The organism is Pacificibacter marinus, assembly GCF_018860505.1.
GTDB lineage: Bacteria > Pseudomonadota > Alphaproteobacteria > Rhodobacterales > Rhodobacteraceae > Celeribacter > Celeribacter marinus_B.
This window is the reverse complement of record NZ_JAHKPU010000019.1, coordinates 466,165-478,075: the sequence shown is the minus strand read 5'-3', so window position 1 is coordinate 478,075 and position 11,911 is coordinate 466,165. Positions and strand designations below refer to the sequence as shown.

Here is an 11,911-nt window from a genome sequence, read left to right as displayed (position 1 = left end):
TGTCAGGATCCTTTGCAGGTGCGATGAGATCGGACATAAAATTATGGTCAAAATAGCCCTTGCTGCCAGTGACGCGCAAATCGCGCAACGCGCTTTAGAACGTCTGACAGCGCAATATTCGAGCGTCCCTGCGGAAGATGCGGATTTGATCGTGGCCTTGGGCGGCGATGGGTTTATGTTGCAAACCCTGCACAGCACGATGCATTTGGATACGCCTGTTTACGGGATGAATTGCGGCACTGTTGGGTTTTTGATGAACGAGTTTCGCGAAAACGATTTGATAGATCGTCTGACGGTCGCCGAAGAGGAAGTGATCCACCCTTTGTCGATGGTGGCTAAAGATGGCGACGGCGTGCAACACAACATGTTGGCGATCAACGAGGTGTCGTTGCTACGCGCTGGACCGCAGGCGGCCAAGCTGCGGGTTTCTATCGATGGCAAGGTGCGGATGGATGAACTTGTGTGTGACGGGGCGCTTTTGGCCACGCCGGCTGGATCAACGGCGTATAACTATTCGGCGCGAGGGCCGATTTTGCCTATTGGGTCTGATGTTTTGGCGCTTACAGCCTTGGCGGCGTTTCGTCCGCGCCGTTGGCGTGGGGCTTTGCTGCCCAATACCGCTAAGGTGCGTTTCGATGTGCTCGAGCGCAGCAAACGCCCTGTGATGGCGGATGCAGACAGTCGATCTGTGAGCAATGTGGATTGGGTTGAAATCACGTCCGTGCCCAGCGTCAAACATCGTATTTTGTTTGATCCGGGTCATGGGCTTGAAGAGCGGCTTTTGACAGAACAGTTCGTTTGATTTGATTTGATTTGATTTGATTGTGTTGAACAAGGATGTCTGCGTGTCGCAGCCATCTACAGCCATTGGGTTAGGGGATGTCGGATTTACGTGACCCGCGTGCAGGGCGTCCCCATGTTTCCAGCTTTCGGTAGATCGTTGACGGAGATACGCCCAAGGATTTGGATGCAAGTGGAATGGAACCGCCGGCGCGTGCAATCGCGATTTCGATGACTTCGCGCTCGATCTCGGCCAAGGTCTTGCCTTGGATATACTCTAAAAGACCGACCTGAGCGGGGCGTTTTTCTTTGACGCCTTCCTGCATCAAGTGCATGTCTTGCATATGATGGGGCATATGTCGCAGATCTATGGAGTGATCATTGCTGACGACCACACAATGCCACAGCAAATTCATCAGTTCGCGAATGTTGCCTGGCCAACTGTAGCTTAGAAACAGCGCCTTTACCTCTTGAGACAGCAAGCGGGCGGGGCGCTTTTCTTTGACGGCATAGCGGATCACCATCGCTTCAGCGATTTCGATGACATCCTTCCCGCGGTCACGCAAAGGTGGCAGATGAAGAGGCGCGACGTTCAGGCGATAGTAAAGATCGGCTCTGAATTGGCCCAACTTGACCTGTTCCATCGGGTCTTTTGACGAGGCGCAAATGATGCGAACTTTCACATTGCGCGGTGTCCCCGCACCGTGGGGCGTGACGCTTGAGGTCTGTAACAATTGTAGCAATTGCGCCTGCGCCGTTGCATCCAATTCGCAGACTTCATCTAAAAACAATGTGCCGCCGTGGGCCTGCTCTGCGGCGCCAACCTTTTCAAGGTCATGTCCTGGCAAAGAACCTGCAATATGGCCGAAAATTTCACCCCCAGGGTATCTATCTGCAATTGCACTGCAATTGACAGGTATGAATGGTCCATCCGAGACTGTTGATAAGGCGTGTGTTGCCTCAGCGCATTGTGCCTTTCCTGTCCCGTTTTCACCGGTGATAAATACGGTGGCTAGGGATCCAGCAACAGCTCTGATCGTTGCGTAAACGGTTTTCATCGCATCGCTTGAGCCGATCAAACCGCCTAGAGGGGGAGCGTCCTGCGTCATATGCGTTGTATTGATCGAACGGTGGCAATCCGAGCGTGCATTGGTCACGGTGTTGAGCAAAATTTGAGGGGCTACGGGTTTGATGAGAAAGTCAAAAACACCTAAGCGCATGGCTTCAATCGCGCGATCAACTGATGCGTGAGCTGTGATAACGATTGATCTGATGTTTGGATTTTGTGCTTGCAGGGCCGCGATCAAATCATTGCCGTTCCCATCGGGCAGAACCAGATCTACCAATGCGATTCTGGGCTTATGCTGGATCGCAAGAGCTATGGCTTCAGCCTTGGAGCGTGCGCAGACCGTTCTCAATCCGGAATCATTCAAGGCCGAATTGAACAGCGTCAGTTGTATGTCATTGTCGTCGACGATTAAAATCGGAGTGTGTGGCATTCCAACCTATTTCTTATCTTTGAGTAGATGAATTATCTTTATAATATATGAAGCAGCTTGGCTCAGTGTGTCCAAAAGCGCAATGATTTCTGATTTTGCATCGGGTAGGGTTTGCTGCGATAACGTTGCTCCGCCTCTATATCTGTCCCTTATCTGTCCCTTGACCATGCTCTCAATGCAGCGGGGCCAGCCTAGAAAAAACGCGCCCCGATAAGGGCGCGCTGTAATGGCAGACCTTATGGTTAATTTTATCTTAACCAGCTGGCCGATTAGAAACAGGCAATCTTAGATAAAAATTTAGTGTTTTGCGCAACCGAGTCCCTGCAAAGCTGTCTTAATCTCATTTAAAATTTCGGGGTCATCGATGGTGGCTGGCATTTTGAATGCTTCGCTATCTGCGATTTTGGCCATGGTGGCGCGAAGGATTTTTCCAGACCGCGTCTTGGGCAAACGGTCAACCACACAGGCCAATTTGAACGCCGCGACAGGTCCAATTTTTGCGCGCACATCGGTGACCACTTCGCCTATGATTTCGTCTTTGGGGCGGTCGACGCCTGCGTTCAAACACAAAAATCCAAGCGGTATTTGGCCTTTCAGCGGGTCAGCGACGCCGATGACGGCGCATTCCGCAACGTCTGGGTGCGCGGCCAAAACTTCCTCCATCGCGCCCGTGGACAAGCGATGCCCCGCCACATTGATCACATCGTCGGTACGGGCCATAATATATAGGTATCCGTCATCGTCCTTGATCCCTGCATCTCCCGTTTCATAATAACCCGGAAAATGTGACAAGTAGCTGGTCTTGAACCGATCTTCGGCATTCCAAAGATTGGGAAATGTACCGGGGGGCAGAGGCAGCTTCACAGCAATCGCACCAAGTTCACCTGTCGCAACCTCATGCCCAGCTTCATCCAAGATATGAATGTCGTAGCCAGGCATCGCCACGGACGGCGAGCCAATTTTTACGGGAAGCGCTTCTATCCCAAGTGGATTTGCTGCAATGCCCCAGCCCGTTTCCGTTTGCCACCAATGGTCGATCACCGGTTTCTTCAGTAAGTTTTGTGCCCAGACAATCGTGTCGGGATCAGCGCGTTCCCCTGCCAAAAACAACGATTGCAAGCTGCTGAGGTCGTAGTTGGCAATCAGCGCGCCAGTCGGGTCTTCGCGTTTGATGGCGCGGAACGCTGTGGGGGCTGTGAAAAGTACATTGACTTTATGCTCTTCGATCACGCGCCAAAACGTGCCCGCGTCAGGGGTGCCGACAGGCTTGCCTTCGAACACCACGGTGGTGTTGCCGTGAATGAGTGGTCCGTAACAAATATACGAATGCCCGACGACCCACCCCACATCAGAGGCGGCCCAAAACACGTCACCAGGGTTCACATTATAGATATTTTTCATTGTCCAATTGAGCGCGACAAGCTGTCCGCCTGTGTGGCGAATGACGCCTTTGGGCGCTCCTGTGGTGCCGGATGTATACAAAATATAGGCTGGATGATTGCCCTCAACTGGCACGCAGTCGGCGGGTTCAACGCCAAATTGGAACCCGTGCCAATCAAAGTCGCGCATTGGGTTCAGATCGGCAACCTCTTGGTCGCGCTGTAAAATAACGGTGAAATCTGGCGTATGTTCGGCAAGATCAATCGCACTGTCCAGCAGCGGTTTATAATGGACCACGCGGTTGGGTTCGATCCCGCAAGAGGCCGCAATAATCGCCTTGGGAGTGGCGTCATCGATGCGCACCGCCAATTCGTTGGCGGCAAACCCACCAAAAACCACGGAATGCACAGCCCCCAAACGCGCACAGGCCAGCATCGCTTCCAGTGCTTCGGGGATCATGGGCATGTAGATGATCACGCGATCGCCTTTTTCGACGCCTTTGGCGCGCAAAGCTCCAGCCAGACTGGCGACGCGATCTTGCAGGTCGTTGAATGAAATCTTTTGTTTGGTGCCTGTCACGGGGCTGTCGTAAATGATTGCCGCCTGCGTGCCACGCCCGTCAGCCACATGACGATCCACAGCGTTGTAGCAGGTGTTGGTCAACCCGTCAGAGAACCATTCATAAATGGGGGCGTTTTCGTCGAATAGCGCCTTGGTTGGTTTTTGAAACCAATGGATTTTGTCTGCAGCCTCCATCCAAAAGGCTTCTGGATCTGCTTTCCAAGCGTCGTAAACATCCGCGTAACTGCCGGTGTGGCCCATGATTTATCTCCTCGCTCATGCGCACAGGGATAAAGAGCAATCGTATCAGGCCTACCTCGCCGCGTGACCTATCGTCACTGCGGCCCTCCTGGGGAGGCAAACGTTCCACGAGCTCACTGCGCTGTAACCACTGTTATCAAACGAGGCGTGAAATGTTGATGGAAATTCTGCAAATCTGTGTATCAGACCTGTTTGCAAACTTTGCAATTCGCGGGCTGGGGTGTATCGTTTCCTCAAAAGAGGCGCCTCCCCATCGGGCCCATCGGGATCATATCCCACGGGAAGGCGTTTTGTGTTTAACCGTATTCCGAAACAGGTGTGCCAGCGATGGCCGACATGTTCAACAATCCACGGGCCGTGATTGATGGTGTGACCACATGGGCACGATTGCCCAAGCCCATCAGGATCGGGCCGACTTCCAGTCCGCCGCCTTTTGTTTTCAATATGTTACGTACGCCGGACGCCGCATCTGCATTTGCAAAGACCAAAGCATTGGCTGGCCCTGTCAGACGTGATGCGGGGAAAATGCGATTGCGTAATTCTGGGTCCAAAGCCGAGTCTGTGTGCATCTCACCCTCATAGGCGAAATCGCGGGGCTCTGAATCCAAAATCTCAAGCGCTGCCCGCATGCGGCGGCCTGTGTCGCAATCCAAATTCCCGAATTGAGAATGCGAACACAGCGCGATCTGCGGTTCGGTTCTAAAGCGGCGAATATGGCGTGCTGTCGCGATGACAGTTTCAGCGATTTGTTGTGGCGTGGGTTCAGGGTGCACATGGGTGTCCGCGATAAACAATGGCCCATCTTCCAAAATCATCAATGACAACGCACCGACAGGATGCAATTTTTCAGTGCCAAGAATTTGGGTCAAATAGTTGAGGTGCCACAAATACTGACCAAAAGTCCCGCAGATCAAGCTGTCCGCATGGTCTTGTTGCACCATGATCGCGCCGATGGCTGTGGTGTTGGTGCGCACGATGGCTTTTGCCAAGTCTGGCGTCACACCTTTGCGCTGCATCAAGCCGTGATAGGCCTGCCAATATTGTCTGTAGCGGCTATCGCTTTCAGGGTTCACGATTTCAAAATCGACCCCCGGGCGGATTTTCAGGCCTGCACGTTCGGCGCGCATCGCGATCACATCGGGGCGACCAATCAAGATCGGCTTGTCAGTGGTTTCTTCAATCATCGCGTTTGCGGCCCGTAGCACGCTTTCGTTCTCGCCCTCGGCAAAGGCAATACGGCGCTCGACTTGTGACGCTGCGGCAAACACAGGGCGCATGATCATGGCGGATTTGAACACGGATTGATCCAGTGAAGCCTTGTAGGCTTCGATGTCGTCAACGGGCCGTGTGGCGACACCACTTTCCATTGCGGCGCGCGCCACGGCGGTGGCGACAACCCCCATCAGACGTGGATCAAAAGGTTTGGGAATCAAATAGTCTGGGCCAAAGGTCATGCGCTCGCCGCTGTAGGCTGCTGCGGCTTCGGCGGAGGTAGTCGCGCGAGCAAGGGCAGCGATGCCTTCGATGCAAGCGATTTTCATTTCGTCGTTGATCTCGGATGCGCCGACATCCAATGCACCGCGGAAAATGAACGGGAAACACAGCACGTTGTTGACTTGGTTCGGGTAATCAGAACGCCCTGTGGCGATGATCGCGTCTGGGGCTACTTTGGCCAAATCGGCAGGATCGATTTCGGGGTTCGGGTTGGCCAACGCGAAAATGATCGGCGCTTTGGCCATTTTTGAAACCATCTCTGGCTTCAAAACGCCGGGACCAGACAGGCCAAGGAACAAGTCGGCGCCTTCTACCACATCATCCAACGTGCGTAGGTCGCTTTTTTGCGCATAGGCCGCTTTCTGAGGTGTCATCTCTTCGGTGCGACCCTCATAGACAAGACCTGCGATGTCACACAGCCACACGTTTTCACGTTTTACGCCCAGTTTCAGCAGCATGTTCAAGCAGGCAATCCCTGCAGCACCGCCGCCGGTTGACACCACTTTGATGTCTTCGAATTTCTTTTTTTGCACCAACAAAGCATTGGTCGCAGCAGCGCCCACAACAATGGCTGTGCCGTGTTGATCGTCATGGAACACAGGGATGTTCATCCGTTCGCGGCACAATTGTTCGACGATAAAGCAATCAGGCGCTTTGATGTCTTCCAGATTGATTGCGCCAAATGTTGGCTCAAGTGAACAGACGATATCGGCCAGTTTTTCTGGGTCGCTCTCATTCACTTCGATGTCGAAACAATCGATGTTGGCGAATTTTTTGAACAGAACCGCTTTGCCTTCCATCACTGGTTTAGACGCGGCGGCACCAATATTGCCTAAACCCAAAACAGCAGACCCGTTTGAGATAACAGCCACAAGGTTGCCGCGCGAGGTATAGCGGCTTGATGTGCTTGGGTCGGCTTTGATCTCTAGGCAGGCTTCGGCCACACCAGGGCTATAGGCCAAAGACAGATCGCGTCCGTTGGCCAGTGGTTTGGTGGCGCGAATTTCCAATTTTCCAGGCTTCGGGAATTCGTGATAATCAAGGGCTGCCTTGCGCAGCGCTTCTTTGCGTGAGTCGTCCACCATTTGTGCCTCCAAAGCTTTAGTTTAGTGCTAAACTATTTTTCTTGGTCGCGCCACAGCTGACGCCATTGAGTATGCCTCTACGCCTGTGATAGGCCTTCGTTCAAGCCCCTCAACAAAAAATTAGGCTATGTTAGCGCAAACGATAACCGTTTTTATGCGACTGCGCGTCATTTGGTTGGATCGAGCCGTGGATTTGCGTCAAGACTCTTGCATCCTGATATCTTGCAGCGCACTCTGGACCAAATAGTCAAATTTATGAGGGGGCCTCATGTCCTTATTAGCTGCCGCCCGCGACATTCGCGAAAAAGCCTATGCACCTTATTCCAACTTTAAAGTCGGGGTTGCTCTGCGCAGCACGTCGGGCGAGATTTTCGTCGGCGTGAATGTTGAAAACGCGGCCTATCCTGAAGGGACCTGTGCTGAGGCTGGTGCAATCGCCGCAATGATAGCGGCGGGGCATACGCGGATCGCAGAGGTTGCCGTTATTGCCGATGCGCCGGTCCCAGTGCAACCCTGCGGCGGGTGCCGCCAGAAGCTGAGAGAATTTGCCGAGGACGATGTAGTGGTCACAATGGCCAATCTTAACGGCGTCGAGGCGCAGATGACCGTTGGCGCGCTGTTGCCGGGGGCCTTTTCGAAAGATCAGTTGGCAACCTGATGGCGATGGACGCACGCGATATTATTGCAAAACTGCGCGACAAGCAGGGGCTTTTTGATTCCGAATTGAATTGGTTCGCTGCGGGTTTGGCATCTGGTGTCGTGACCGACGCCCAAGCCGGTGCCTTTGCTATGGCCGCATTGCTCAATGGCATGTCTGATCCTGAACGCGTGGCCTTGACCTTGGCGATGCGTGACAGCGGTGACGTTATGCATTGGGATTATCCCGCGCCGACCATCGACAAACATTCCACTGGCGGCATCGGCGATTGCGTGTCTTTGTTGCTGGCGCCCGCTTTGGCCGCTTTGGGGGCTTACGTGCCTATGGTTTCGGGGCGCGGTCTTGGCCACACAGGGGGCACACTTGATAAATTGGAAGCCATCCCTGGCCTGAAAACCGAAGTATCTGAAGACAGGTTTCGTGATGTGGTCACCAAGGTGGGCTGTGCTATTGTTTCAGCCACTGGGTCGATCGCGCCTGCGGATAAGCGATTGTACGGCATTCGCGATGTGTCGGGTACGGTGGAAAGCATTGATTTGATCACCGCATCGATATTATCCAAAAAACTGGCAGCAGGGCTTGAGGCGCTGGTGTTGGATGTCAAATGCGGTTCCGGCGCGTTCATGACAACAGTCGAAGACGCACGGGCCTTGGCGCAAAGTCTTGTGACAACGGCGAACGGGGCAGGGTGTAAAACCTCGGCCTTGATCACCAATATGAACCAGCCCTGTTGCCCGTCTTTGGGCAATGCGCTTGAGATCATGGATGTGATGAAGGCGCTGACATCTGGCGAAGTTGACAATGATTTATGCGACTTAACGTGCGCTTTAGGCGGGGAGCTGATGGTGCTAAGTGGCCTGTCCGAAGATCTCGATGCCGCAAGCTGGGCTGTTCGGGACACCTTAACCGATGGGGCCGCCGCCGAGCGGTTTGGTCAGATGGTCACCGCGCTGGGCGGGCCTGCGGATTTTGTGGATCACTGGCGCGACCGTCTGCCTTCAGCCCCTGTGGTGCGCGATGTTATGGCGCCTCATGCGGGGTTTGTCAGCGCGATGGACGGGCATGCGCTGGGCATGGCTGTGGTTCATTTGGGCGGAGGGCGCATAAACGGTACAGAGCGGATTGATCCAGCTGTTGGCCTGACAAATATGTGCGAATTGGACGATCCGGTTGGGCGCGATGTGTTGATTGCGACCATTCATGCGCGTAATTTGGATGATGCGGATGCGGCTGAGGCGACTTTGCTGAATGCCATTTCTATCGGCGATAGCGCGCCCGATCCGCAAAAGCTGATTTTAGAAAAGGTGTCTGTATGACGCGTGCGTTTTTAATTGTGATGGATTCAGTTGGTGTCGGCGGTGCGCCGGATGCCGATACGTTTTTTAACGGCGATGTTCCAGACACGGGCGCCAACACGCTGGCGCATATCGCGCAGGCCTGTGCCGAGGGACGTGCTGAAATAGGCCGTTCTGGTCCGTTAAATATTCCGCATTTGGATATGATCGGCCTTGGGGCTGCGATGGCCCACGCCAGCACCGACCCTTCTCCCGGTTTGAGTGCCAAACCCGAGGGGCTATACGGTGTCGCCACCGAAGTGTCTCGTGGCAAGGATACGCCATCGGGGCATTGGGAGTTGGCGGGCGTGCCTGTTCCGTGGGACTGGCATTTTTTCCCTGATGCCGCACCGGCTTTTCCTGATGAGGTGATGGATGCGACGGCACAATTCTGTGGGGCTGGCGGGACTTTGGCCAATTGTCATGCGTCGGGCACAGATGTGTTGGAACAGTTCGGCGCGCAGCATATCGAAACGGGTTGGCCGATTATCTATACTTCGGCTGACAGTGTCATGCAGATTGCCGCCCATGAAGAGCATTTCGGGCTTGAGCGCTTGTTGCAGCTTTGCCAAGACCTTGCGCCAATGTTGCATGAGATGAAAATCGGACGGGTGATCGCGCGGCCTTTTGTGGGGTCTGCCACGGAAGGGTTCATACGCACGCAAAATCGCCACGACTATGCGATTGCGCCGCCCAGTCCCACTTTGCTGGATTGGGCGCATGATGCGGGCCGCAAGACTTATGCTATTGGCAAAATTGGCGACATTTTTTCCATGCGTGGTATCAATGATTTGCGCAAAGGCACAGATGACGTTTTGTTTGATCATTTGTACGACGTGATGAATGAGGCCCCTGATGGCGCGTTTGTCTTTGCCAATTTTGTCGAGTTTGATAGCAAATATGGCCATCGCCGCGATGTGTCTGGCTATGCGCGTCATCTGGAATGGTTCGATGCACAAATCGCGCGGCTACTGCTGCGGATTAAAGACGGCGATTTGATCATATTCACAGCAGATCACGGCAATGATCCCACATGGATCGGCACAGATCACACCCGTGAATGCGTACCTGTGCTGGGTTTAGGTCTTGGCCTCAAGCCCATCGGAAATGTGAATTTTGTCGATGTCGCAGCCTCGATTGCTGACCATCTTGGTATCCCCGCGCAAGGGCCCGGAAGGAGTTTTCTATGACGGTACAGGATCTTAAAAAGCTTGAGTTGCATTTGCATCTTGAAGGGGCCGCGCCCCCTGCGTTTATCCGCGGTTTGGCCAAAGAGAAAAAGCTCGATATTGGTGGCATTTTCGACGCAGACGGCGCCTATAAATACAAAGATTTCTGGGATTTTCTCAAAGTCTATGAGGCTGCAACAACTGTGTTGCAAGGCCCGCAAGATTTTTACCGGCTCACCCGCGCCGTATTGGAAGAATGTGTCGCCAATCAAGTGATCTACGCTGAAACCTTCTTGGCGCCTGATTTTTGTGGTGGTGGTGATCTGTTCGCGTGGAAAGACTATCTGGCCGCGATTGAACAAGCCGCAGATGAAATGCAAGCCGAGGCTGGGATCATCCTCAAGGGTATTCCCACCTGCGTGCGCCATTTCGGGCCTGAGCAAGCGAAAAAGACCGCGATCTGCGCGGCGGAAACGGCTGGCAGCTTTGTCACAGGCTTCGGCATGGGCGGTGACGAGGCCTTTGGCGCACAGCGCGACTATGCCTATGCCTTTGATATGGCAAAAGAAGCGGGGCTTCAACTGACGTCGCACGCGGGCGAGTGGGGCGGTCCTGAAAGCGTGCGTGACGCGATCCGCGACTTGGGTGTGACGCGCATCGGGCATGGTGTGCGGGCCATTGAAGACGGCGCGCTGATCGACGAGATTTTGGAAAAAGACGTGGTGTTAGAGGTCTGCCCTGGCTCAAATGTGGCGCTGGGCGTCTATGCGTCTTTGAACGATCACCCGATAGAAAAACTACGTGCGCGTGGTGTTAAGGTTACGGTGTCCACCGACGATCCGCCCTTTTTCCATACTACGATGCGCAAAGAATTTGGGGATCTGTCTGAGGTCTTCGGATGGGGAGACGCCGATTTCGCGGACCTCAATCAGACAGCCCTCGATGCGGCCTTTTGCGATAAAGACACCCGCGCAGCCTTACAAAAAACTTTGGAGCAAAATGATGCTTGAACACCTTACCGTCGTTACTCATCCTTTGGTGCAACACAAACTGACCTTGATGCGCGATAAGGCGACGTCAACGGCAGAATTCCGCCAACTGCTGCGCGAGATTTCGCAACTTTTGGCCTATGAGGTCACGCGAGAATTGGACATGACAACCAAGCGGATCGATACGCCCATGCAGCCCATGGATGCACCGGTTCTGGCGGGCAAAAAGCTGGCGTTGATTTCGATCTTGCGCGCGGGCAATGGTTTGCTGGACGGGGTGCTTGAATTGATCCCGTCTGCGCGTGTTGGTTTTGTTGGATTGTACCGTGACGAAGACACCTTGGAGCCTGTTCAATATTACTTCAAGGTACCGGAATCATTGGAAGATCGCTTGGTGATTGCAGTCGATCCAATGCTGGCGACAGGCAATTCATCTGTTGCAGCGATCGATCTGTTGAAAAAAGCGGGCGCGACCAATATTCGCTTCTTATGTCTTTTGGCATCCCCTGAAGGCGTTGAGACGATGAAGGCGGCGCATCCTGATGTGCCCATCGTGACGGCCTCTGTCGACGAAAGCCTAAATGACAAGGGATATATCATTCCTGGACTAGGGGATGCGGGGGACCGTATGTTTGGCACTAAATAAGCGATTTGGCTCTAGGCAAGAATCCTGATCTGCGTTAGTCTGCACACTATATCTT

General features: G+C 53.8%; 9 protein-coding genes. 6 read left to right on the top strand and 3 right to left on the bottom strand.

Annotation, left to right across the window (positions count from 1 at the left end):
* Nucleotides 1-43: 43 nt before the first annotated feature.
* Complete coding sequence (locus KO503_RS07535; RefSeq protein WP_215990912.1) at nt 44-802, top strand: NAD kinase; 759 nt, start codon at nt 44-46, stop codon at nt 800-802.
* 70 nt (nt 803-872) lie between these two features.
* On the opposite strand, the gene KO503_RS07530 is transcribed toward KO503_RS07535, so the two are convergent.
* From KO503_RS07530 to KO503_RS07520, 3 genes are all read right to left on the bottom strand, one after another.
* Nucleotides 873-2,279: a sigma-54-dependent transcriptional regulator gene (locus tag KO503_RS07530; protein ID WP_215990911.1), complete on the bottom strand. Its 1,407-nt coding sequence runs from the start codon at nt 2,277-2,279 to the stop codon at nt 873-875.
* A 297-nt stretch (nt 2,280-2,576) separates the two neighbouring features.
* Nucleotides 2,577-4,481, bottom strand: coding sequence for a propionyl-CoA synthetase (locus tag KO503_RS07525; RefSeq protein ID WP_215990910.1), 1,905 nt, complete (start codon nt 4,479-4,481; stop codon nt 2,577-2,579).
* A 296-nt stretch (nt 4,482-4,777) separates the two neighbouring features.
* Nucleotides 4,778-7,060, bottom strand: a complete 2,283-nt coding sequence (locus tag KO503_RS07520; RefSeq protein ID WP_215990909.1) for an NADP-dependent malic enzyme — start codon at nt 7,058-7,060, stop codon at nt 4,778-4,780.
* 268 nt (nt 7,061-7,328) lie between these two features.
* Here KO503_RS07520 and cdd point away from each other — a divergent pair, with 268 nt between their 5' ends.
* Genes cdd through upp form a run of 5 tightly spaced genes read left to right on the top strand, consistent with a single transcriptional unit; the run spans nt 7,329 to nt 11,856 of the window.
* Nucleotides 7,329-7,718: a cytidine deaminase gene (gene cdd / locus KO503_RS07515; RefSeq protein ID WP_215990908.1), complete on the top strand. Its 390-nt coding sequence runs from the start codon at nt 7,329-7,331 to the stop codon at nt 7,716-7,718.
* Nucleotides 7,719-7,723: 5 nt separating this feature from the next.
* Nucleotides 7,724-9,034 (top strand): thymidine phosphorylase, encoded by a 1,311-nt coding sequence (locus KO503_RS07510; RefSeq protein ID WP_215990975.1) that lies wholly within the window; start codon nt 7,724-7,726, stop codon nt 9,032-9,034.
* On the top strand, nt 9,031-10,242 hold the full coding sequence (locus KO503_RS07505; protein WP_215990907.1) for a phosphopentomutase: 1,212 nt from the start codon (nt 9,031-9,033) through the stop codon (nt 10,240-10,242). The genes KO503_RS07510 and KO503_RS07505 overlap by 4 nt, the downstream gene beginning before the upstream one ends.
* Nucleotides 10,239-11,231 carry an adenosine deaminase gene (locus KO503_RS07500; protein ID WP_215990906.1) on the top strand — a complete coding sequence of 331 codons (993 nt, stop codon included), beginning with the start codon at nt 10,239-10,241 and terminating at the stop codon, nt 11,229-11,231. Before KO503_RS07505 ends, KO503_RS07500 begins: the two co-directional genes overlap by 4 nt.
* Nucleotides 11,224-11,856 (top strand): uracil phosphoribosyltransferase, encoded by a 633-nt coding sequence (upp, locus tag KO503_RS07495; RefSeq protein WP_215990905.1) that lies wholly within the window; start codon nt 11,224-11,226, stop codon nt 11,854-11,856. Before KO503_RS07500 ends, upp begins: the two co-directional genes overlap by 8 nt.
* Nucleotides 11,857-11,911 lie beyond the last annotated feature (55 nt).

What these genes read in the sequence shown, in the direction of transcription:
- KO503_RS07535 (WP_215990912.1), top strand. Translation starts at nt 44, where the DNA reads ATGGTCAAAATAGCCCTTGCTGCCAGTGACGCGCAAATCGCGCAACGC.
- cdd (WP_215990908.1), top strand. Translation starts at nt 7,329, where the DNA reads ATGTCCTTATTAGCTGCCGCCCGCGACATTCGCGAAAAAGCCTATGCA.
- KO503_RS07500 (WP_215990906.1), top strand. Translation starts at nt 10,239, where the DNA reads ATGACGGTACAGGATCTTAAAAAGCTTGAGTTGCATTTGCATCTTGAA.
- KO503_RS07510 (WP_215990975.1), top strand. Translation starts at nt 7,724, where the DNA reads ATGGACGCACGCGATATTATTGCAAAACTGCGCGACAAGCAGGGGCTT.
- upp (WP_215990905.1), top strand. Translation starts at nt 11,224, where the DNA reads ATGCTTGAACACCTTACCGTCGTTACTCATCCTTTGGTGCAACACAAA.
- KO503_RS07505 (WP_215990907.1), top strand. Translation starts at nt 9,031, where the DNA reads ATGACGCGTGCGTTTTTAATTGTGATGGATTCAGTTGGTGTCGGCGGT.
- KO503_RS07530 (WP_215990911.1), bottom strand. Translation starts at nt 2,279, where the DNA reads ATGCCACACACTCCGATTTTAATCGTCGACGACAATGACATACAACTG.
- KO503_RS07525 (WP_215990910.1), bottom strand. Translation starts at nt 4,481, where the DNA reads ATGGGCCACACCGGCAGTTACGCGGATGTTTACGACGCTTGGAAAGCA.
- KO503_RS07520 (WP_215990909.1), bottom strand. Translation starts at nt 7,060, where the DNA reads ATGGTGGACGACTCACGCAAAGAAGCGCTGCGCAAGGCAGCCCTTGAT.